Raw genomic sequence first — 22,115 nt, 5'->3', positions numbered from 1 at the left:
GGCAATGGCTGTCTCCGTTGTCCTGCGGGGGAAGTGGGCTAGGCTCAGTCAAGCTGCAAAAGCCATGCTGCCAACAGGATTGCTTCGCGCATTCAGTATGCGTGCGGGAAGGGCCTAATGGGATAGTTGCTCTTGGGCCTGAAGAGGCGGCTTTATCAACGAAGATGCCGCTAAAAATTCTGTGGGTGATTGTAGGTATTTGTCGCTTGCAAGTCACCTATAAGACTATTGTTGTTGGGCTTTAGGCGAGCGACTGGACAAAAAAAGAAAACCCCCGGCACCAGACGTGTCCGAGGGTTCTCTATCGTTAGAACGTCTACACGCTCTAAGCCAATAGTGGCTTATTGGCTTAATCGTTGCAGTGCAGCGATGCGCTGTTCTAGCGGTGGATGTGAACTAAATAGCGCACCTACTGCGCCGGAAATTCCCATAGAGGCCAGTCCTTTGGGCAAATCCTGCGTGTTAATGCCGCCCAACCGTGCCAATGCGCGTTGCATGGATGCAGGCTGCCCCATCATATGTGCGGCGCCTGCATCAGCGCGGAACTCACGCTGGCGGCTGAACCACGCCACAATGATGGCCGCCAGTACGCCAAGCAGCATATCCATCACCATCACTGTGATGAAATAACCTGGGCCAACGCCACCTTGGTTGTCATTGTTGTTGTTGTTGCCACGCAGGAAACTGTCCACAATGCCGCCGATAACGCGCGAGATATAAATCACGAAAGTGTTCATGACCCCTTGGATCAGGGTCATGGTCACCATATCACCGTTGGCGACGTGGGCGACTTCATGACCAATGACGGCCTCAATTTCTTCATGTGTCATGCTTTGCAGCAGGCCTGTAGAGACGGCGACCAAGGCGGCATTTTTGCGCGCTCCCGTGGCAAAAGCGTTCGCGGGGCCTTCGTAAATGCCTACGTCAGGCATTTGAATGCCGGCTTTCTCTGAGAACTTGCGCACGGTTTCCACAATCCAGGCTTCGTCTTGGTTGTTGGGCTGATTGATAAGCCGCACACCCATGCTGCGAATGGCCATGGTTTTAGAGAGTAAAAGCGAGATGGTGGAGCCGCCAAAGCCCATGATCAAAGCCATGATGAGTAGGCCTGCTTGGCTGCCCCGATCGATTCCTAATAGGCTGGTGACGATGCCCAGCACGACCAAAACGGCCAAGTTGGTGGCGACAAATAGAAAAATGCGTTGCATGTGGGGATCCTTCGTTTCTTGTGCGCATCACGCCCTGCATTTGCAGTTTTGATGCGGATTTTCTGCATTAGAGCAAAACGCACAAAAACCGTTGCGTGTGTCTGTGTTTTACACGCGTGCGGGTCAACAGACTTGCGAATTGCCTTGCAGAAAAGCACATGTATTAATTCACATGTGATTGATCGGCATAGTGTGGGCGCATCCCGGTATTTCAAGAGGCGCGAAGCATTGTGTGATTTTCAAGTACGGCGTGGTGGCCGGAAAACGCTGGTGTCTTCGTAAAACGCACGCGATGCGTTGTCTGCGCACCAACCGGGAATGCCTAATACAGGCAGCGGTGTGAGTGGTTTGGGTTGCATGCTGCTTGCTGACAGGGCCGCTGCAAGCTGTTGATCCATCAACTCTGGGCTGATCGCAGAGATTTCTGTTCGAGACGGATGTGCTAGTGAAAGGGTCAAAACATGTGCGCACAGTGGCTTGCGTGGCGAACAGAGCTGTTCCAGTAGCGCATGCCCAAAAATTAAGCATGTCGCTTGCTTCCATAATGGGCGTAAAGTCCAAAACAAGCGCATCCAATCGCGCGCTATCAGCGCATCGTGCAACGCTGCAGGGGCCAACAAAATTGCGCCGTTTTCGTCAAACACGGTGCAGGCATCACGAACGGGGCCGCGCCGGCCTTGGATGCCCAGACGTTCAATTTCTGCCGATTGCAGGGCATTCAATTGCGCTTTGCTGCGGGGCCAATGCATCCAGATCAGGCCATTGAATAAGTCGTGAGCGTGTTCACGCGTAGGAACGGCCCAATGTTGCCGGATAAATCCTTCATAGCTTTGCCCTACTGGCAATTGGTCTTGAGGCACGAAAGCCGGCAGGTTTGGGCGCCGTGCTGCCGCGGTTCTTGGTTCTGGGGCTGTGCGTGTGGTGTGATACGGATGGGCTGCAGCAGACAACCCATGCACAACACCTTGGCCAGCACGCAATGCGGCGTTTAACCGCGCTCCTACTGGCGTTGTTGCGTAGGGAGCAAGCCAAGGGGCGCGCCAATCAATAGAGTGCAAGCTTGATGTAGACGTACCGGGCGTGGATACACGAGGGACTGCGGAGTGCAAATTCAGCATGGTGGTATTGTGCATCTGGCGCGCATGTGCGGCGCCCTCAGATGTGCGCCCTTGCGATTACACTGCGACGCAAACAATCTCCATTTTTTTGAAAATATAGAGGGCCAACATGGCATTTGCAGGACTGTTAACGCTGCTCGATGATATTGCCGTTTTATTGGACGACATGGCCGTTATGGCCAAGGTGGCTGCACGCAAGAGCATGGTGGTGGCCGATGATGCGGCCGTTCTAACCAAAGTTGCTGCACAAAAATCGGCCGGGGTACTTGGCGATGATCTGGCTTTGAATGCGCAACAAGTCACCGGCGTATCCGCAGTACGCGAGATTCCGGTCGTGTGGGCAGTTGCAAAAGGGTCGTTACGTAACAAAGCCATTTTGGTGCCTGCGGCATTGTTGATCAGTGCCTTTTTACCGATGCTTATTACGCCACTGCTGATGTTGGGCGGTGCTTTCTTATGTTTTGAAGGTGCAGAAAAAATTCTGCACCATTTACTGCCGCACGGCGACAAGGCTGATGCAGCGCATGCGCAACCTAAAGCCCCTGTTGACGAGGCCAGCAAAATCAAAGGCGCTATTCGCACCGACTTCATTTTGTCTGCAGAGATCATTGCTATCGTGCTCGGCGTGGTGGAGGGCAAGCCCTTGGCCACCCAGGCCGCTGTCTTGGCTGTGATGGCGGTCGCCATGACAGTGCTGGTGTATGGCATCGTGGCGGTGATCGTCAAACTCGATGACTTTGGCTTGTGGCTGGCAGGCCGTCCAAGCGCAGTGTCACAAAGCGTCGGTAAGGGAATTTTATGGGCTGCACCTGGTTTGATGAAGTTGCTTTCCATTGTGGGCATGGCTGCCATGTTCTTGGTTGGAGGCGGCATCTTGGTGCACGGTTTGCCTGTGTTGCACCACGCATTGCAGGCTCTAGCTTTGCAGTGGACGGGCAATCCTGACCATACCTTGGTCCAGACCGCTGGCAATGCCGTTGTTGGGCTGGTGGCCGGTGCGGTGATTGTGGCCGTTGTCAGTTTGATTGGAGCGGTGCGTAAACGCACGCATTGAACGCAACGGCACTTGCCGGGTATCTACGAACCATAGCAATAAAAAAGCACTCCTGACCAGAGTGCTTTTTTATTGCTGCCTTGCTGCCGTACAGCAGAGCGAAGCAGCCTTGATCAAGGCTGCGGGAGCGCTGGGCTTAGCCAGTCAACCGCTCCAAGGCCTCGCGGTATTTAGCGGCCGTGTTCTCGATCACTTCGCGCGGCAGGCGTGGCGCAGGGGGCGTTTTGCGCCATGGTTCGCCGTTGATGCGCACTTGCTCCAACCAGTCACGCACGAATTGTTTGTCGTAGCTGGGTGGGTTTTGGCCCGAACGGAATGCTGCTTCATAACCTTCGATGGGCCAATAGCGTGAGCTGTCAGGCGTGAGCACTTCATCCATCAAGGTCAACGTGCCATCGGCATCTAAACCAAACTCAAACTTGGTATCTGCAATGATCATGCCTTTGGTTTGGGCGAACAATGCCGCTTTTTTGTACAGCGCAATGCTGATGTCACGGATTTGAGCTGCCAGTTCAGGGCCAACCATTTCCACGGTTTTTTCAAAGCTGATGTTTTCGTCGTGCTCGCCCATCTCAGCCTTGGCCGCAGGGGTGTAAATAGGCTCAGGCAGGCGTGCTGCATTGGTCAGGCCCGCAGGCAACGCAACGCCACACACCGATTGGCTTTCTTGGTATTCCTTCCAGCCACTGCCAGCCAGGTAACCGCGCACCACGGCCTCAACAGGAATCGGTTTGAGGCGTTTGACGAGCATGGAGCGCCCTGCAATTTGCGCTTTTTCTTCCGCGCTGGAGACCGCGGTTTCAGGCGCATCTCCTGTCAGGTGGTTAGGGCAAATGCCGTCAAGCTTGTCAAACCAGAACAACGCCATTTGCGTCAGCAAGACGCCTTTGCCGGGGATCGGTTCGCCCATGATGACATCAAACGCAGAAATGCGGTCGCTGGCCACCATCAGGATGCGGTCATCGCCTACAGCGTAGTTGTCGCGAACCTTGCCGCGTGCCAACAAAGGCAACGATTGAAGGGAAGAGGTGTGCAAAGCAGAGGTCATGGGAGTTGGAAAAACACAAAGCAGGCAGCTTACGCACTAACAGGCGCCAAGCTACAAATCCGATGAAACAGGCAAACGCCTTGAAAAGTAAACCGCCGCATTATTGCCCAAGCAGCGCGCCTTGTGTGAGATGCTGCGGTTTTTACCTTGGCAAGTCATGCTTAAAACCATCCTTGTTTTATTTGGGCGTAAAGCAAAACGCCCCATGCGTCGGGGCGTTGGGGCGTTTGGATAAGCGGCTATGCGGTAATTTGCGCGTTAATAGGTGTACACGCCACGTTTAGTTTTGCGGCCGAGGAAGCCCGCGGCCACCAATTCACGCAGCAGTGGCGCAGGACGGTATTTGCTGTCGCCGAACTCTTCCAAATAGACCTCCATCACGGCCAAGCACACGTCCAGACCAATCAAGTCCGCCAAAGCCAATGGGCCGATTGGGTGGTTGGCGCCTAGTTTCATTGCCTCATCAATGGCTTCAGGTTCAGCCACACCTTCAGCCAGCACAAAAAAGGCCTCGTTGATCATCGGCACCAGAATGCGGTTGACGACAAAACCTGGCGCATTCTTGACGGAGACGGGTGCTTTCCCCAGCTTTTGAGCCAGTTCCGCGACGGTGTCATGGGTCACATCGCTGGTTTGCAGGCCGCGAATGACTTCAACCAGCGCCATCATCGGTACTGGGTTGAAGAAATGCATGCCAATGAACCGATCTGGATTTTGTGTTTGCGCCGCCAGTTTGGTGATGGAGATGGATGATGTGTTCGAGGCCAGAATAGTGTTAGGAGCAGCGGCGGCTTCGATCTGCTTGAGAATTTTGATTTTCAGATCGTAGTTTTCCGTGGCCGCCTCAATGATCAGGTCGGCAGGCTGGAGGTCTGCGTAGTTGGTCGAGCCTTTGATGCGGCCCAGAATGGCCGTTTTATCGCTTTCGCTGATTTTTTCTTTTTTGACCAAGCGATCAAGGCTGCCGCTGACAGTGGCAATGCCTTTGGCTACGGCCGCGTCAGAGATGTCAATCAAAATGGCCTGCAAGCCAGCTGCCGCGACCGCTTGTGCAATACCGTTACCCATTGTCCCTGCGCCAATGACGCCCACTGTTTGAATACTCATGATTGGATTGGTGGTTGAATAAAACGAAACGTACGCAACCCACCTGAAGTACTCCAGCTTGAACGTTTCTGATGGATTGCGGCCCTTTGCGACTTTACACTACGGTTGCGCCATTGATGGCGTATTCACTGTTTTAGCTTTGTTACCACCATGCCAGCACTTTCCGCCGCACTGAACGTCTCAGATTTCTTGCGTGAACACATCCGTACAGTTCCAGACTGGCCTAGTGCTGGCGTGCAGTTTCGCGATATCACTCCGCTGCTGCAAGACCCACAGGTCTTTCGCGTGTTGATTGATGCCTTTGTTCACCGCTACATGGCGCCGCAATTGCGCCCCGATGTGGTCGCTGGCTTGGATGCGCGCGGCTTCATTATTGGTGCGGTAGTGGCTCATGAGCTGAACGTGGGGTTTGTGCCTATTCGTAAAAAGGGCAAGCTGCCTTTCACGACGGTGGAAGAAACCTATGAGCTAGAGTACGGCAGCGCCACAGTGGAGCTGCACACTGATGCAGTAACCCAAGGGCAGCGTGTCTTGCTCATTGATGATCTGATTGCCACGGGCGGCACGATGATAGCTGGGGTGAAGTTGCTTGAGCGTTTGGGAGCTCACGTGATGGAATGTGCCGTGATTGTGGATTTGCCCGAATTGGGTGGATCCAGCAAACTCAAAGCCTTAGGTAAGCCGCTGTTGACGTTGGTCGACTTTGAGGGGCACTGAGCTGCTGATTTCTGCACGGTGGATTTTTGACAGCGCAAAGGGCCCAAGGTTTTCCCATGCCATCGGGCGAGTCCGGGTGGCATAGACGACATCTGGCGTCAAGGAAGGGGTGCGCCTTTGGGCCAGAATGCCCATAAATACAAATCTTGCTTCACCCGGCCAGCCAGATCTCCGGCTTCATGGCCCCAGCCTGCAAAATAATCTGCGCGGACTGCGCCCACAATCGCGCTGCCTGTGTCTTGCGCCATCACTAAGCGTTTTTCGTTGAGCGTGGGGCCTGCGGTCATTAGCCACACCGGGGTGCCGTACGGAATGCTGCGGCGGTCAACCGCGATGGAGCGTCCGGGTGTGAGTGGCACGCCTTGTGCACCACGCGGCCCAATATGCTGGTCTTGTGGGGCGATGGGCTCTTCTTTGAAGAACACGTAACGCGGATTGCTCCAGAGCATCTCTTTGACGCGAGCAGGGTTGGCATCAACCCATGCTTTGATGCCGGGCCAACTGGCATCGCGAATCAAACGGCGGTCCAATAGCCAGCGTCCAATGCTTTTATAGGGGTGGTTGTTGGTGGCGGCATAGGCTACGCGAATTTGCGTGGTGCTGCCATCGGCCTCTTGTAAGTTCACGCGTCCAGAGCCTTGGATGTGCAGCACCATGGCGTCAACAGGGTCATTCAACCAAACAATTTCCTTGCCGCGCAAGGCAGTCGCTGCAGCAGGGTGGCCTGATTCGATTTGTTCTCGGCTGAACCAAGTGCCTTGGCCAGCAAAGCCTGAAGGGATTGCATACAGCGGCACGGTAAAGCCCTCGCCGGGCTGGCGTCGGCCTTGCATCACAGGCTCGTAATAGGAGGTCAGCATACCGATATCTTTGCCAGCATGCGTGCGTATTAAATAGGGTTGCAGTGCCCGGCGCATCCATGCGCGGCGGGTGCCATCGTCGGCATTTTGTAGACCGGCAACCTCACTGCATACGACGCGCCAACTTGGCAGAGGCTTCTCGCAGCTGCGCATCCAAGAGGACCAGGCATCACGCAGTTCATCCTGCTCAAACCCGGGTAAATCGCTCCAAGGAACAGGGGTCCATAACGCATTTTCACGCTTGACACTCGGACCAATGGGGTGTGGCATGAGCGTGGGTAATGCACTGGGTTGGCTTACCGCGCCATAGTCTGGCAGCTCACTGTTCGGTTGAGGCGTGGGGCCAGAGCAGGCCGCCAGAACGGCTGCCAGTAGGGCAACGAGCGCACATCGGATCAAAGGTCGAAACATGTTTTCAATAAAAGACAAGATGCTCAAGACTGGTGCCACCGTTTATACCCAACGCAACAAGAGCGGCATGGTTTTTTCCACTCTATGACAACCATTGTGTGGGGTGAGCCGTTGACAGCCATGTGCAGATGCTTGAAGCTTCATGGACAATCCAGAGTTGCAAGCATTGACGCTAGTGGGGAGATGTCTGGTGGTCTTCTTGACCACCGCATGGCATTATCCACACTTGTTGATCGTATTCAACGAGCGATCAATTGCCCCAGGGAAAACTTGTTACGAGTCGCGAGACTCATGAAGGAGAAGCTCAATGACGATTCAATCCTCAAACCGTGTGACCATGCTACAGCGATCAGTCCTAGCGCTTACAACTGCGGCTGCGGTGGGGTTGGCAGGCTGCGCCAACATGTCCGATTCCCAGCGCAATACTGCCACGGGCGTTGGTGTTGGAACCGCTGCTGGTGCTGTGATTGGCGCGATTGCAGGCGACGGCAAAGGTGCCGCGATTGGGGCGACCCTGGGTGGTCTGGGGGGCTATGTCTGGTCACAGCGTATGGAGCGCCAAAAAGCCGAGATGGACAACGCCATGGCCAATAGCGGTGTCGTCGTGACGCAGACGCAAGACAACCGTTTGAAACTCAATATTCCAAGCGATATTTCTTTTGATACCAACCGTGCCGATATCAAAGGCCAATTCGCCCCGCTGTTAGATCAATTTGCCACTAGCTTGCTCAATAATCCCAATACCGATGTGGTCATCATTGGGCACACCGACAGCACCGGCAATGACTCTATTAACAACCCCTTGTCCATCAACCGCGCAGCCAGTACCCGTCAGTATTTGGTCTCCCGTGGCGTAGCCATGCAGCGCATTCAGATTGATGGCCGCGGCGCACGCGAACCGGTCGCTAGCAATGCTTCTGCCGATGGCCGTGCACGTAATCGTCGTGTAGAGATTTTCGTGGGTGAGCCCAATCAGCAGCGCTGATGCTTTGGATTCGCGATGTGAGAGGTGTAACTGACCTCTCTCTGATAGAAAAGCCTGCACAAGTAGCAGGCTTTTCTATTGGTCGCTCTTCAATAATGCGCTGGATTCGTGACCTTATGAGCGGTCGTCGAAGGTGGGCATGGCTTTCGACGATTTTTCTGGGGCCTTTTGAGGCGTTTGCCGCTCAACGATAGGTTCACTCCAGGATCCGTGCATGCGGAATTCTTGCGTGGCCGCTTCTGCCAGCGGTTTGCTGAAGAAAAACTGCGCGAGAAAGGTTCCGGCGCCAATCGCGGGGTTGATGGCTGTGGCCACCAGAGAGGCAGTCATGGCATCGAGTTCTGGCACAACGACAACGGTGATGTCTTGGGTTTCTTTCACAATATCGGCACTGCCTTCGAGCACCACACCAGCATTCACCCCTTTCATTTGCAGGTTGTTGGTTGATGCTTTGCCAGCATCAAGATGCACATCGCCGCGCACAAAGTCGAATGCAAAGCCTTCGCTGAAGATGTCTCTGAAGTCGAGGGTTAACCGTCTTGGCAGTGCTTGCAAACTCAAAACACCCAGCAGGCGGCCAGCTCCGGCGTTGGCTTTGAGAAATTGTCCCTTTCCGACGTCAAGATGAAAGTCGCCATGCAATGAAGGAATATCCAGTTTCAGAGGGGAGCCCAGCCAGGAGAGCCGGCCATCGAGTTGTCCTGCTCCCGCATCCAGTACATCTGGGATGCCCATGCGAGAGAGCAGACGGCCTGCATCCAGCATTTCCAGCGTGAACTGCATGTCCATTTTCTTACGGCCACTGAGCAGGTAATTGAAACCGCCATGTGGGCTGGCTTCTTGCCAACTGCCTTTGGCCGTCAGGCGGGCCTCTGGAGTTTCCATTGTCAGGTAATTGATTTTCCATTCGCTGGGCTGGCCGTTAACCACGCGATTCATGGCTTGAAGCGCAACTTTTCCCCAGTCACGATGGGCGAATAATAGTCGGTCGATTTCAACATCAACGGTGGGAAGATGCTGCAGGTTGGCCAGTGATGGATCCCCGCTGGCGTCGTCTGCGGAGGTGGCTTCGGTCGGCGTGTTGGTGGCCGTTTGGCTTAATTGCGCAGGCAGCTCCAGGTAATCAATCTTGCCGCGCAAGAGGCCTGTTCCATCGAGGTAGTTCGGGTGGTATTCCAGCGTTCCTTGCGTTTCAGCCGCTTTGAAACGGCTCGTCCAGATGGTGTTGTCGCTCTCGCTTTGGTAGGACTGCAATTGCACGTCATGCAGCGTCAACCCTCCCCATTGCAGTTGGTCAAAGCGTCCGTACCAAACGTTTGGAATCAGTTGCAGTAGCCAGGCGCTGCCTTCAGGGGATGCGGTATCTTTTGGCGAGTTGTCGGGGGCTTCGCGGTCTCGCATCAGCCATGGGGCCCAGGCGGCGACATCCCAATGCTTTTGTGCGATGGTTGCGCGCACTTTAGGGGGGACGGGGGCTGTGGGGAATGTATTGGGAATAAAGTTGGGCAGGCGCCGCTCTGCGTCGCTGAACTGGCCAATCAGGAGTTGACCTGAAAGCACATCGACTGAAGGGGCGGTCGTTGTAGATGCAGGCGTGGGTGTGTCTGGCCTATCGCTGGGTTGCACAGATACCACGGCGTTCTGGGCTTGTCCTGGTGTGGCTTGTAATTTGTAGCGTGCGTACACGCGGTCGGTGAGCTGCAGCTCCAGCTGTTCGACGCCGTTGGTGTCCGGCGTGGCATGTGAGAGCGTTAGTGGACGAGCAATATCGGCCTCTTTATCGAGTGGGTATGGCAGGTTGCTGCCTAGCCCTTGCAGCGCACTGGAAAAGGAGACGTAAGGCCGTGCACCAATGGTGTCGATACGCAAACTGTAGTCGGTTTGTCCATGCAATGCCTCCAACAGTTGGTCTGCTGTGGTGCTGGCCAGCGCCGTGTGGGCGTAATCTTGTAAACCTTGGGCGCTGAGGGTGCCTTGGGCATCAATACGGACCTGGGTAGGTTGCCCTTGGACATGGTCTTGCATGGCAGTGTGGAGCGTGAGAGGTCCTCCCAGTGCTTGGGCCTGAATGCGTTTGGCGGCAAAGCCTTTATCCGTGAAAGTGACTGTGCCACGCGCATCGCTTAGCCGCGGTACCTGGGGCCACCATTGCAGGTTGTTGCCCTGAAGTTGAACTTGGCCTTTGACGCTGTAGTGATGGGCCTTTTTTTTCTCTAAAGGAATGCCAAGCTGAAGGCTGAACGCCGTATTACCATCGCCCTGCAGAGGATCCATCAGATGGTCCGTCATGCGCGCGACTGGGGTGCTGGCTAGCACCCGCAGTTGGTCAGCTAGCGGCCCTGCAGCTTGGACATCGACACCCACACTGGCGTGCATCAAGTCCTCAATCCAAGCTTGACCTTGGCTAATGCGCACTTTGGGCGCTGCTTGAAGTTGGCCTGATTGCACGGTCAAGTCCATGCGATTGCCCTCGAACACCAATTGGCCTTTGACTTTTTGCAAGTCGGGCCAAACCAATGCAGGTTGCCCTGGGCCCAACAGGTAGTGAGGCGCGTAGCGAAAGTCCACATTCTCTAGGTCTGCGCTGATGCGAAACAGCTCTGCAGCGGGTGATGTTTGGCTTGCCGCCGCTGCTTGCACGGTGTTTGTTTTTTTGCCTTTCGCGTCCGGTGCAGCTGGGTACAGCTTGGTGATCGGATCACGCTGTCTTGAATCAAACGGGAAATGCTTGAGATTGCCCCGCACCTCGAATTGCACGTTGTTGGAGGATCCGTTTTGAATGGCCTCTTGCACGTAGCGCCGCACATCGGCGGGAACACTATGGGGCAGATAGCGCCACACTGCTCGAGCGTCGGCGCGGGTGAGTTGGGCTTGCAAGTCGAGAAAACCGGGCAGGGTGCCAACGGTTTGACCGGTCTGTTCGGACAGGGCTTGCGCTTCTTGCGTTGTAGAGGTACGCCACAAAACGGTGGCTGAACCCTCTGCATCAGCGTTGGCCACTTCAGGTGCGTGCACGCGCACTTGAAGGCCTCCATCTTGCGAGGTTGTCCAATCGAGCTGGGTTTTGAGGCGAGCAACAGCAATGGCGCCTGCATCGAATATGGCTGGTAAGTCGATCAGACCGTCTTGCATGTCCAGCTCTGCCTTGCCGCCTTCTGGCCCTGCTTGAAGCGTGCCGTTGAGGTTTTCTATGCCTACTGCCGATGTGGTGCTCGCGCCGACTCTTCCTACGCGCAGACCATTGAAAGATGTGGCGATGTGCCAAGGGGACTGAGCAGGTGTTGCGTTTAAAGGGGCGGGTTGCCAGCGTAGGCTCAAGTCTTGTAACTGGCCTGCAGGTGACCATTGGCGCAGTAACTGTTGTGCCTGTGCGAGGCTGCGCTCCCAGGTGGCTGCAACGGGTGCATTGGTCGCGCTGTCCTCATGGGGGCCTAGCGATGGCGATGTGGTGTTGGGCAAAGCCGTTTGCAGCACTGCGCTGAGGGGGCCGAGATCAAGTTGTTTAGTTGCTAGCTCTGCCGCTGTTATTTGGGCAGAGATGCGGTCGTTGGCGTTGACGGGCGTGGTATCTAATGTCGTGTTCAGGCTAAACGTGAGCGGTTGGCTTTGCCATTGTTGTTGGTCTGCGGCAAGCAGGATCGGATCGACCTGTGCCTGCCATGCGAAAGCTTGTGCAGAAGTTTGCGTGCTGGAGTCTGACGGTGAGGCTTTTTGCGATTTCAGCTGGAAGCTGAGGTCCGAAGAGTCAACGCGCAAGCGTGCGCTTGGCCTGAGGGGCCAATCAAGGTCGCTTGCGTGTAATTGCCATACAGATTGCTCAATTTCACCACTAAGAATTGAGCCTTGCGATAAGAGGCTGATGGTGCCTTGCGCTGTTGGCATAGGTTCCGAGCTGCCGTCTGCCCATTGGGCCATCAAGGCGGAAAAAGGCTGGAGATTGAGCCCTTCGATGTGCGTCTTCCATTGGCCCGTGGCTTGGCGCCAAGCAGGCCATCCGTCTTGGACCAGGCGGCCCCAGTCTTGGCCCTGTAAGTGCAATTGCACAGGTGCGGTTAACAGTTGCGCAGCGCTGAATCGTATGTCCAGCGTGTGGAGGTTGCGCAAAGCGCTATGGCGCAGTTGCAGATTGATTGCAGACGCGCTCCAAGGTTCTTGCCTTTCCGTGCTGGCAGAGTCAGCCGGCGCAGGAGGCGTTGCTGGCTGCCACGACAGACTGCCCCCTTCAACACGAATCGATGGTTGCGCTAGCAGCCATTGCAATGCGTTGGCTTGGGGGGTGTTGGTGGCGGCGTTCGCGTCGGCTGCTAAGGTCGCGTTGTGTCTTCCCGCTTGGAGGGGGCCGGTAAGTCGCACTTGTGGCTGCTCCAATATCAGTGAGCCTACTTGCTGGCCCAACAGCAAAGGCCAAGACAGTGCCACTTGCATGCGCGGAATCTCCACCTGCCAAGGCGCTTGAGGCGCCGTAATGGTGATGCCTTCTACCTGCAATGCAGGCAACCAGTTAGGCGAGCGGCTGGCGCTGAGTGTAGAGATGGTGATTTCCAGCCCTGTTTTGTCTTGCAAGTACTGCACCACGTTGGGCCGCCATTGGTCTAAACGTGGGACGACCCAGCCATACATGGCTGCCCAGAGTGCACCTAGGATGAGCAAGGCTGACAGCACGATACTCCTAAGCCAACGCAGAAGTCGGCGGGGGAAAGCAGGATGGGGCGTGGTGTGGGTTGGCATGCTGCGCGCCATTATCGGTGCGGTTCAAAGGAGCTGGATACAGGCTTACAAAAGATGGGGCCAAGGCGGCGTGCGGCTACGCAGATTGGAATGCATTGGAGGCGGCATGTGAGATTGACGTTTGGCTTGCAGTGTGTTTAAAGAGGTGATCTTGCAAAGGATCGATGTAGGTTTGCTTAACCGTTTCTTTAAGTTGGGTATCGAGATAGGGCGCTTCATAGCTTGATCTACTGCGACAAAATCAATACCAAACCCTGTTTCGACCATGGTGTGGCGACTCCAGATGGGCGGTTTAACCGCTTGGTTGGATGGTCGCTGTGCGGTGTTGGGGCTCACGTGAGGCGAAAAGTTTCACTCCGATTGTTTCTGGTTTCGTTGCAAGATGTTGTCTTCCCCTGCTGATGCTTCCGATCCTGTTGCTCGTTTGAGTGGCCCGCATGCGGCCGAATATTCACGCTATTACCAGCGGGTTTTACGGCGCTATACCAACGAACGCGCTTTGCTGGCGCCCGGCGAAGTTACCAGGGGCACGATGGAAGCGGCGCTGACTGCGCTGCAACAACACCATGATTTGGGGGCTGCGCTGCGCATTTTGCGGCAATTGGTCATGGCCCGGCTGATTGAGCGTGATGTGGAGCTGTTTGCCTCAATGGAAGAAGTCACGCAGGCCATGACTTGCTTGGCTGAGCTGGCTTTGGATCGTGCTTGTGAGCATGGCCATGCTTTGCTGCACACCCGCTATGGCGCTCCACTGGATGAGGAAGGCTTGCCCGTGCAATTCTGGGTCATTGGCATGGGCAAGCTGGGCGCGCGTGAACTCAATGTCTCCAGTGATATTGACCTGATCTACGTCTACGAAAATGACGGCGAGACCAGCGGCAATGCGTCTGGGCGCGGGGTGGTAAGCAACCAAGAATACTTTGCGCAACTGGTGCGGCATATCCAGAACGTGGTGGGCGATACCACTGAACATGGTTTCGTGTTTCGTATGGATCTGGCTTTGCGACCCCATGGAAAATCGGGGCCGCCTGCCATTGCATTGGGTGCATTGAACCAGTATTTTTTCACGCATGGCCGTGAGTGGGAGCGTTTTGCCTGGCTAAAAAGCCGCATCGTGTCTCCCACCGATCTGGTGCGCAACACACCAAATGTGCAAAAGCTACGTGAAACCGTCTTGCCTTTTGTGTTCAGGCGCTATCTAGATTATTCGGTCTTTGATGCACTGCGTGATTTGCATCGCCAAATTCGCGAGCATGCCAATGTGCGTTGTGCCGGACGACCTGAGCGCGCCAACGATGTGAAGATTTCTCGCGGAGGCATTCGGGAAATTGAATTTACCGTGCAACTGCTGCAAGTGGTGCGCGGTGGTAATTTCCCGGAATTGCGTTGCAGGCCGACTTTAGAGGCGCTGGCGCGTTTGGCCCGTGCCGGGCTGATGCCTGAGGCTACGGCGCAAAAGCTGCATGAAGCCTATGTATTCCTGCGCCAAACTGAGCACCGTATCCAGTATCTGGACGATCAGCAAACCCATGTATTGCCTACTGCTGATGACGACTTGCTCTGGATTGCTAACACCATGCGGTTTGATGGTGTTGGAAGCTATTTGCAGGCCTTGGACCAGCACCGAGAATTGGTCGCACAGGAGTTTGATGCGCTGTTGGGAAGCCCGCAAAAATCCACTTGTACCAAAGGCCAGTGTGGCAAGGCCCATGCGCATCCTGCGTCGTTTGAGAAATTGCTGGAGCAAGTACCGCCTGCGATGGCGCAGCGTCTGGACAAATGGCCTGAACTGGCACGCTTTCAGGCATTGCGCGACGATGGTTTGGCGCGCGTGCTCACGCTGCTCAGTACCACTGCGCAGAAGTTGTCGCGCGGTGAGATCTCAGAAGCTGCAGCCGTAGGTTTTTGTGACTGGATTGAATCGCTGTTTGGGCGCGAGAGCTACTTTGCCCTGTTGATCGAGCGGCCTGCGATTTATGCACGCTTGCTTAATGTACTGGGCGCAGCCAAGTGGCCATTGCGTTACATGCGCAGGCACCCTGGTGTGGTGGATGAGTTGGCCAGTGGCAGCATGCTGTATGAGCGCTTCGATGCGCAGATTTTTGCTCAGGAGCTGGCGCTGCGCCACGAGTCACTCAGGCGCACGGGGGAAGACGATGATGAGAACTTGATGAACGTGCTGCGGCGCGGCCAGCATGCGGAAACCTTTCGCACCTTGGCGCGCGATATGGAAAAAACCATCTCCGTGGAAGACGTGGCTGATGACCTGAGTGCGCTGGCAGACACGATTTTGCAAACGACTACCCAATGGTGTTGGCAGCGGCTGCGCAAGCGCCATCGTGAGCAGCCGCAATTTGCCATCATTGGATACGGCAAATTGGGCGGCAAAGAATTGGGCTACGGCAGTGATCTGGATATTGTCTTTGTTTATGACGACGAGCACGACGATGCGTCAGAGGTGTATGCCAGTTTGGTGCGTAAGTTGATTACTTGGCTGACGGCGAAGACCGCAGAGGGCGATTTGTACGAAATCGACACGGCATTGCGGCCGAACGGCAATTCAGGCCTTCTGGTCACCAGCTTCAAGGCTTATGCCGATTACCAGCAGCAGCGCGGCAGCAACACGGCCTGGACGTGGGAGCACCAAGCCATGACAAGGGCGCGGTTTGTGTTGGGTTCGGACCATTTACGCCAAGAGTTTGACAAGGTACGCCAGGCAGTGATTCAAGCGCCGCGTGACCATGAAGCGCTTCGGCAGGAAATTCTCAGTATGCGCGAGCGCATGCGGCAAGCGCACGCAGTGCCAGCAGGGCGGTTTGACCTCAAGCATAGTCCTGGCGGCATGATTGATATTGAGTTCGCCACACAGTATTTAGTGTTGGCTTTTTCTGGGCAGCATCCCGCACTGGTGCGAAATGCTGGCAATATTGCGTTATTGCACCTCGCGCAAGAGCTGCATTTGTTGCCAGCTGGAATTGGTGATGCTGCCGCCGATGCGTACCGCGAAATGCGCCGCTTGCAACACGTTGTGCGTTTGAATGAAGGCAATGGACAAATCCCGCTCGAAGATGCCGCAGCGTTGAAAGAGGCGGGAGTGGCCCTGTGGGGCGCGCTGGGGCACTCCTACATGGCGTGATCGAATATTCGGAGTGTGCCGACTAATAAATCGGAGGCTCACCCGGTGGGCGCGATTTAAAGCGTTTGTGTACCCAGAAATATTGGGCAGGCATGGTGCGTATCCAAGACTCAACCGCTAAGCTCATGCGGGTAGTATCTTGCACTACATCTTCGGTTGGGAAGTCTTGCCAGTGCGATTGCAATTCTATGTCATATCCTGTTGGCGTAACGCGGGCAAGCAACGGGATGACCCGTGCCCGCCCCATTTGCGCAAAACGCGGCAAAGACGAGACTGTGGCTGCTGGGATGCCGAAAAAGGGCACGAAAATGGATTCGCGATCGCCAAAGTTCATGTCTGGTAGCAAGAATAATGCGCCACCATCACGTAAAGCCTTGATGACCGGACGCAAGCCTTCGGCACGGTTAAAGAGCAGAACATCCCCAAAGCGCGCACGGCGCTCTTTGATCCAGGCATCTAGCACCGGGTTGGGCTGCTTGGTATAAATGCTCACCGCCGTGCGTGTGCTGCATAACGCCATGGCCACACCTGCCGCATCGAGGCCATAGAAGTGGGGAGCTAACAAAATCAATGGGCCTGGGCTATCCAATTCATGCAAAGCACCGCTCAATTGCAGGCGTTTTCTGATTTTTTCTGGAGAAGATGTCCAGAGCCAACTACGGTCCAGCCATGTTTGACAAAAATAAATGAATGACTGTCTGGCCCATTGGATGCGGGTGGCTTCATCGACTTCTGGAAAACAAACCCGTAAGTTGGTGAGTGTGACATGGCGTCTGGGTTTTGCAACGACAAACAAGAAGCTCCCCAACATGCTGCCGAAGCCGCGCAGCCATGACAGAGGCAAGAAGGCTAGCGCGTGCATGAGTGCAATGACGGCGCGGCCGGTGAGTTGTTGTATTGCCATGTGGAGTCTTTTACGGGGGCAAGGAGGCAGTGCAGTCAAGAGGATGATTTGATGTCCGCAATGCTTTGGGGATGATGACTCCCATCGGGCATGCCTCTTGGACTCTTGTAGCGGGCATAACCCCACATGTACTGCTCTGGGCAGAGGCGGATTTGTTCCTCTACCGCTGTATTGATTGCATGCACCAATTCATATTGGTTGGCCGCTGGATTGAGTTCGAGTGAGGATAAAAAAAGCCGATATCCAAGCCCATATGGTTTGCGTTCACACCGCGCCATGATGACTTGCGGCTGGGTCTGCTGAATCATTCGTGCAGCAATAGTCATCGTATAGGCTGGTTTACCAAAAAAGGGCGCCCAGTCGCCCATTCCCCAGGGAGGCACCTGATCGGGCAACAGACCTACGGAACCGCCGTGGCGCAAGCTCTTAAGCATAGCGCGGACACCACTCATGTCTGTAGGCACGGCCTGTTGACCATGGCGATTGCGTACCGATTCCAGCATTTTCGCCAGGAACGCCTTGCGTGCCGGGCGATACAGCACAGTCAACGGGCCGCGTTCATCGCTCCAGTACTGGGCAACCGTTTGAGATGCTAATTCAAAGCAGCCCATGTGCGGGGTGATGAATAAAACCCCTTGCTTGGCATGCCATGCCTGGTCCAGCAGTTGGCAAGACGCGTGGTCCAAGTCCACTTTAACGGGGGGGCCAGTCCATACTTTTGGCAGCTCTGCAACCATGCGACCTGCATGGCCTATGGCCGGACGCACTTGCGCAAATGTGAAGCCCGCTTGGTGGGCATTCTCTAGGAACCGCTTGCGGTAGCTGGGTGAAAGCAAAAAGACAAGCCATCCCAGCAGCCAGCCGATGGCGTGCAGTAATGGGGTGGGCAAGAAGGAAAAAATGCGCAGGAGAAAGAACATCTGGGAAAAGGGATAGAATTTCGCCATAGTCGCTGAGTTAAAGAGCAACTTGCAGGGCGACTCTAAACATATCTGCTAAAGCGTTCGCCAGAGCTTCTTTTGTTAGGTGGTTTCGGGCAACGCCGTTGAAACAGTACAGAGCAAAAGGAGCTTTTTTGTGGCTAACGATTTTTTATTTACTTCGGAATCGGTTTCTGAAGGCCATCCTGATAAGGTGGCAGATCAAATCTCAGACGCTATTTTAGATGCGTTGCTTCGCCAAGATCCAATGAGCCGTGTGGCCGCTGAGACATTGACGAATACGGGGTTGGTTGTGCTTGCTGGTGAAATCACCTCCGGTGCAACGGTTGACTATATCCAGATTGCACGCGATACGATCAAACGCATTGGTTACGACAACACGGACTACGGCATTGATTACAAAGGTTGCGCCGTGCTGGTGGCCTATGACAAACAGAGTCAAGAGATTGCTCAGGGTGTTGACAGCGCCAGTGACGACGAACTCAATATTGGTGCTGGTGACCAAGGTTTGATGTTCGGGTATGCCTGCGATGAAACCCCAGAGTTGATGCCTGCGCCGATTTATTATGCGCACCGTTTGGTAGAGCGTCAAAGCCAGTTGCGACGCGACGGACGTTTGCCTTTTTTGCGCCCTGATGCAAAAAGCCAAGTGACCCTGCGCTATGTGGACGGCAAACCACACAGCATTGACACGGTAGTGCTTTCCACCCAGCACAGCCCAGACCAGAGTGAAACCGCCACCAAGCTCAAAGACAGTTTTATTGAAGCGGTGATTGAAGAAATCATCAAGCCTGTGCTGCCTAAAGAGTGGTTGCAAGACACCAAATACCTAGTTAATCCGACGGGACGTTTTGTCATTGGCGGCCCGCAAGGCGATTGTGGACTGACGGGTCGTAAGATCATTGTGGACACTTATGGTGGTGCCTGCCCCCACGGTGGCGGTGCTTTCAGCGGCAAAGATCCAACCAAGGTTGACCGTTCAGCTGCTTATGCTGCGCGTTACGTTGCAAAGAATATTGTCGCCGCAGGTTTGGCGCGACAAGCCCAGATTCAGGTTTCGTACGCAATTGGTGTGGCCAAGCCCATCAACGTGACGGTGTATACCGAGGGCACAGGCGTGATTCCTGACGAGCAGATTGCCAAGTTGGTGCAAGAGCACTTTGATCTGCGCCCGCGCGGCATTATTGAGATGCTTGATTTACGTCGTCCGATCTATGAAAAAACGGCGGCATACGGCCATTTTGGTCGCGATGAACCTGAGTTCACATGGGAAGCAACAGATAAGGCGCAAATTCTTCGCGCCGCTGCTGGCTTAAAGGATTAAGTCCTCCGGGTCGCATCCTTGGATGCGACGAGGCATTAGGCGTCTTTTGCGAGGCGCCTTTTTTTATGTCCGACTGCTTTACAGCAAATAAGCTGCGGTTGGTAATGTTGAGGCGGCTTTTTAGTTTCTTTATTAGTGCGCGTTAAAGTTGTTAACAAAATTTTGACGCATTGCAATTTGTCGATAGAATGCCAAATGGCGGCTGATTTCTGAACATCTTCAATTACAGATTGAGATGTTTGAAGAGGTTTTTTCACGCAATGCGGTATGAACTTTTTGATGCGTCCATCACTCCTATCGCTTGTGTTTGACTCTTTATGTATTTTCGGCTGCGAGGCTTTTGGGCGATTGGCCCAATTGACGACTCCTTGGGTGCTTCTCCTCCCTCACTCTCTATCTTCACCCTAGGTAGCCTCGCAGCCCTTTTCTTTTTCTGGGTTCATGCACATAAGACATTGCGCGCATCAGTTTGATAGCGCGTTTTTTTTATGCTTGAAGTGCGTATCGTATAAGGTGGGGCCTACATGGCAGAATGCAGCCTTAGCAGGCCGATTGCTGTGCAGAATCCACGATAGCGGCCTTTATTGAGGTTTTACACCTTTCCTCTTATCAGGCTTTCATGAGTATTCAAACTGACAGCTGGGCCCAAGAGGCCCCTGTGCCTTCCTCGCGTTTGATCAGTGCGGATGCCAATTCTTCGCGGGAAGAGGCCATGGAGCGTGCGCTGCGCCCGAAGGCTTTGCAAGAATATGTGGGGCAGGCCAAGGCGCGTGAGCAGTTGGAAATTTTCATTGGGGCTGCACGCAAAAGGCAGGAGGCGCTCGATCATGTGCTGCTGTTTGGCCCTCCTGGCTTGGGTAAAACGACGTTGTCGCATATTGTGGCAACCGAGCTGGGCGTGAATTTGCGACAGACCAGCGGTCCCGTCTTGGAGAAGCCCCGTGATTTAGCCGCCTTGCTGACCAATTTAGAGCGCAATGATGTGCTCTTTATTGATGAGATTCATCGGCTTTCCCCTGTGGTAGAGGAAATTCTTTACCCTGCGCTAGAGGACTACCAGATTGACATCATGATTGGGGAGGGGCCTGCGGCGCGCTCTATCAAGCTGGATCTGCAGCCATTTACTTTGGTGGGCGCTACAACACGCGCAGGCATGTTGACCAATCCGTTGCGCGATCGTTTCGGTATCGTGGCCCGTTTGGAGTTTTATTCGCCAGAGGAGTTGGCGTTGATTGTCAGTCGCAGTGCGGGATTGTTGGCTGTGCCTATTGATCCGGATGCCAGCCTTGAAGTGGCCAAGCGCTCGCGTGGCACACCACGGATTGCGAACAGGTTGCTGCGTCGGATTCGCGATTATGCGGATGTCAAAGGAACTGGGCGTATCACTTTGGATATGGCGCAAAAGGCCTTAACTCTGCTTGATGTCGATCCCGTTGGCTTTGATGTCATGGACCGCAAGTTGCTGGAAGCGGTTCTGCATCGTTTCGATGGCGGCCCAGTTGGCTTGGATAACGTGGCAGCCAGCATTGGTGAAGAGCGCGACACGATTGAAGATGTGATTGAGCCGTACCTGATTCAGCAAGGCTTTTTGCAGCGTACACCGCGTGGACGAATTGCCACGGCCGCAGCGTACCGCCATTTTGGATTGATGCCTCCGCAGGCTAAGGCGACGGATTTGTTTGACTGATGTAGCCCCGATGCAGGTGATGTAACACTTTGACTGGGTTTCCTTTTTTGTGAGTGACTGTTATGGAAAAAACGCCGCAATTAACCCGCTTGGATGTGGTGGCCTTTGCAAAGGCGCAAGGGGTGGTAGAGCAAACCATGGGCATGGAGGCATTTCCTCGTTTGAGTCATGAGGCTGCACTGGGCGCTGATGTCAGTTGCGTTCAAGTGCACTGGCGCGCAGCGGCGTTGATGCGAGCCAATCCTGCTGGCGAGTCTGTGCCGTGGCTATTGTGCGAGGCGCAGACGGTATTGCCCATGCAGTGTCAGCGTTGTCTTCAGCCTGTTGATACAGCATTGCAAACTAGCCAATGGTTTCGTTTTGTCACCACCGAGCAAGAGGCGGACAGAGAAGATGAGGAGTCACTTGAAGACGTCTTGTCTTTAGAGGAACCTGTAAACCTCTTGCGTTTGGTGGAAGATGATCTTTTGATGGCATTGCCTTCGGTTGCTATGCATGAGGATTGTCAGCCGCCAGTGTTGTTGCAGGCAAAAAAAACGGGCTTTGATGTGTCTTCCAGCGGGCGCCCCAATCCGTTTGCTAAGTTGGCTGAGCTGGCTGTTAAGCCAGTGGGCAAAGGCAGGGGCGAATTGGCTGATTGAGAGCAGGCGAAGTGCGGCAGGCATGCGGGCTATTGCGCGTATGCGATTGCTTCGCTTATAATCGTTAGCTTTTGCGCAAAAAGGACTCTATATTTTGCGCTTGAAGTGTTTGAGTAAATGGATTGAATTTGCATAAGCACTGCAGGTGTAATAGTGTTTTTGATGCCCTCATGCAGTTGAATTCTGGCCAGCAGGTGCGACAAGTGTCGCCATGCTTTGACCCGATTTCGAGAATTTTTATTGTAG

15 protein-coding genes are annotated in these 22,115 nt (G+C 54.6%); 7 read left to right on the top strand and 8 right to left on the bottom strand.

All coding sequences use genetic code 11. The features are described 5' to 3' along the window. Positions 1 to 341: 341 nt before the first annotated feature. The gene (gene htpX / locus E9531_RS06300) at positions 342 to 1,208 is read right to left on the bottom strand and encodes a protease HtpX (protein WP_136572890.1); all 867 of its coding nucleotides are present in this window, start codon (positions 1,206 to 1,208) and stop codon (positions 342 to 344) included. A gap of 239 nt (positions 1,209 to 1,447) precedes the next feature. Continuing rightward, a complete protein-coding gene (locus E9531_RS06295; protein ID WP_136572925.1) occupies positions 1,448 to 2,326 on the bottom strand; it encodes a DUF3025 domain-containing protein in 879 nt (292 codons plus the stop codon). Positions 2,327 to 2,435: 109 nt separating this feature from the next. Here E9531_RS06295 and E9531_RS06290 point away from each other — a divergent pair, with 109 nt between their 5' ends. Further along, on the top strand, positions 2,436 to 3,380 hold the full coding sequence (locus tag E9531_RS06290) for a DUF808 domain-containing protein (RefSeq protein WP_136572889.1): 945 nt from the start codon (positions 2,436 to 2,438) through the stop codon (positions 3,378 to 3,380). A 136-nt stretch (positions 3,381 to 3,516) separates the two neighbouring features. Here the strand turns inward: E9531_RS06290 and E9531_RS06285 are convergent, their stop codons facing one another. Together E9531_RS06285 and E9531_RS06280 are read right to left on the bottom strand one after the other, a co-directional pair. Next, positions 3,517 to 4,428 carry a phosphoribosylaminoimidazolesuccinocarboxamide synthase gene (locus E9531_RS06285; RefSeq protein ID WP_136572888.1) on the bottom strand — a complete coding sequence of 304 codons (912 nt, stop codon included), beginning with the start codon at positions 4,426 to 4,428 and terminating at the stop codon, positions 3,517 to 3,519. Positions 4,429 to 4,686: 258 nt separating this feature from the next. Then, a complete protein-coding gene (locus E9531_RS06280; protein ID WP_136572887.1) occupies positions 4,687 to 5,535 on the bottom strand; it encodes a 3-hydroxybutyryl-CoA dehydrogenase in 849 nt (282 codons plus the stop codon). Between the two features lie 150 nt (positions 5,536 to 5,685). Here E9531_RS06280 and E9531_RS06275 point away from each other — a divergent pair, with 150 nt between their 5' ends. Beyond that, positions 5,686 to 6,252, top strand: a complete 567-nt coding sequence (locus E9531_RS06275) for an adenine phosphoribosyltransferase (RefSeq protein ID WP_136572886.1) — start codon at positions 5,686 to 5,688, stop codon at positions 6,250 to 6,252. A 98-nt stretch (positions 6,253 to 6,350) separates the two neighbouring features. Here E9531_RS06275 and mltA read toward each other — a convergent pair whose 3' ends face one another. Then, a complete protein-coding gene (mltA, locus tag E9531_RS06270; RefSeq protein ID WP_136572885.1) occupies positions 6,351 to 7,523 on the bottom strand; it encodes a murein transglycosylase A in 1,173 nt (390 codons plus the stop codon). Between the two features lie 337 nt (positions 7,524 to 7,860). Between mltA and E9531_RS06265 the strand changes: the two genes are divergently transcribed. Continuing rightward, complete coding sequence (locus tag E9531_RS06265; protein WP_136572924.1) at positions 7,861 to 8,508, top strand: YiaD family glycine zipper/OmpA-like lipoprotein; 648 nt, start codon at positions 7,861 to 7,863, stop codon at positions 8,506 to 8,508. A 114-nt stretch (positions 8,509 to 8,622) separates the two neighbouring features. On the opposite strand, the gene E9531_RS06260 is transcribed toward E9531_RS06265, so the two are convergent. Then, positions 8,623 to 13,236 (bottom strand): YhdP family phospholipid transporter, encoded by a 4,614-nt coding sequence (locus tag E9531_RS06260; RefSeq protein WP_158291728.1) that lies wholly within the window; start codon positions 13,234 to 13,236, stop codon positions 8,623 to 8,625. 382 nt (positions 13,237 to 13,618) lie between these two features. Between E9531_RS06260 and glnE the strand changes: the two genes are divergently transcribed. Continuing rightward, positions 13,619 to 16,372 (top strand): bifunctional [glutamate--ammonia ligase]-adenylyl-L-tyrosine phosphorylase/[glutamate--ammonia-ligase] adenylyltransferase, encoded by a 2,754-nt coding sequence (gene glnE / locus E9531_RS06255; protein ID WP_136572883.1) that lies wholly within the window; start codon positions 13,619 to 13,621, stop codon positions 16,370 to 16,372. Between the two features lie 22 nt (positions 16,373 to 16,394). Here glnE and E9531_RS06250 read toward each other — a convergent pair whose 3' ends face one another. Beyond that, positions 16,395 to 17,276 (bottom strand): lysophospholipid acyltransferase family protein, encoded by an 882-nt coding sequence (locus tag E9531_RS06250; protein ID WP_136572882.1) that lies wholly within the window; start codon positions 17,274 to 17,276, stop codon positions 16,395 to 16,397. A 35-nt stretch (positions 17,277 to 17,311) separates the two neighbouring features. After that, on the bottom strand, positions 17,312 to 18,196 hold the full coding sequence (locus E9531_RS06245; RefSeq protein WP_136572881.1) for a lysophospholipid acyltransferase family protein: 885 nt from the start codon (positions 18,194 to 18,196) through the stop codon (positions 17,312 to 17,314). 157 nt (positions 18,197 to 18,353) lie between these two features. On the opposite strand from E9531_RS06245, the gene metK reads away from it, so the two are divergent. The 3 genes from metK to E9531_RS06230 all read left to right on the top strand — a co-directional run bounded on the left by metK (position 18,354) and on the right by E9531_RS06230 (position 21,869). Then, a complete protein-coding gene (gene metK, locus E9531_RS06240; RefSeq protein WP_136572880.1) occupies positions 18,354 to 19,541 on the top strand; it encodes a methionine adenosyltransferase in 1,188 nt (395 codons plus the stop codon). A gap of 619 nt (positions 19,542 to 20,160) precedes the next feature. Then, on the top strand, positions 20,161 to 21,228 hold the full coding sequence (gene ruvB, locus E9531_RS06235) for a Holliday junction branch migration DNA helicase RuvB (RefSeq protein WP_136572879.1): 1,068 nt from the start codon (positions 20,161 to 20,163) through the stop codon (positions 21,226 to 21,228). Positions 21,229 to 21,290: 62 nt separating this feature from the next. Next, positions 21,291 to 21,869 carry a YceD family protein gene (locus tag E9531_RS06230; RefSeq protein WP_136572878.1) on the top strand — a complete coding sequence of 193 codons (579 nt, stop codon included), beginning with the start codon at positions 21,291 to 21,293 and terminating at the stop codon, positions 21,867 to 21,869. Positions 21,870 to 22,115 lie beyond the last annotated feature (246 nt).

It is taken from the genome of Lampropedia puyangensis (assembly GCF_004833285.1).
In the GTDB taxonomy this organism is placed as follows: domain Bacteria; phylum Pseudomonadota; class Gammaproteobacteria; order Burkholderiales; family Burkholderiaceae_C; genus Lampropedia; species Lampropedia puyangensis.
The sequence above is the reverse complement of the archived record's forward strand: the minus strand, read 5'-3'. Positions and strand labels throughout refer to the sequence as shown.

Bases quoted from the DNA above. Each gene is read 5' to 3' on its own strand.
- E9531_RS06250 (WP_136572882.1), bottom strand. From the start codon at position 17,276: ATGGCAATACAACAACTCACCGGCCGCGCCGTCATTGCACTCATGCAC.
- E9531_RS06260 (WP_158291728.1), bottom strand. From the start codon at position 13,236: ATGCCAACCCACACCACGCCCCATCCTGCTTTCCCCCGCCGACTTCTG.
- htpX (WP_136572890.1), bottom strand. From the start codon at position 1,208: ATGCAACGCATTTTTCTATTTGTCGCCACCAACTTGGCCGTTTTGGTC.
- E9531_RS06245 (WP_136572881.1), bottom strand. From the start codon at position 18,196: ATGTTCTTTCTCCTGCGCATTTTTTCCTTCTTGCCCACCCCATTACTG.
- E9531_RS06280 (WP_136572887.1), bottom strand. From the start codon at position 5,535: ATGAGTATTCAAACAGTGGGCGTCATTGGCGCAGGGACAATGGGTAAC.
- E9531_RS06290 (WP_136572889.1), top strand. From the start codon at position 2,436: ATGGCATTTGCAGGACTGTTAACGCTGCTCGATGATATTGCCGTTTTA.
- E9531_RS06265 (WP_136572924.1), top strand. From the start codon at position 7,861: ATGCTACAGCGATCAGTCCTAGCGCTTACAACTGCGGCTGCGGTGGGG.
- mltA (WP_136572885.1), bottom strand. From the start codon at position 7,523: ATGTTTCGACCTTTGATCCGATGTGCGCTCGTTGCCCTACTGGCAGCC.
- glnE (WP_136572883.1), top strand. From the start codon at position 13,619: ATGTTGTCTTCCCCTGCTGATGCTTCCGATCCTGTTGCTCGTTTGAGT.
- E9531_RS06230 (WP_136572878.1), top strand. From the start codon at position 21,291: ATGGAAAAAACGCCGCAATTAACCCGCTTGGATGTGGTGGCCTTTGCA.
- ruvB (WP_136572879.1), top strand. From the start codon at position 20,161: ATGAGTATTCAAACTGACAGCTGGGCCCAAGAGGCCCCTGTGCCTTCC.
- E9531_RS06275 (WP_136572886.1), top strand. From the start codon at position 5,686: ATGCCAGCACTTTCCGCCGCACTGAACGTCTCAGATTTCTTGCGTGAA.
- E9531_RS06285 (WP_136572888.1), bottom strand. From the start codon at position 4,428: ATGACCTCTGCTTTGCACACCTCTTCCCTTCAATCGTTGCCTTTGTTG.
- E9531_RS06295 (WP_136572925.1), bottom strand. From the start codon at position 2,326: ATGCTGAATTTGCACTCCGCAGTCCCTCGTGTATCCACGCCCGGTACG.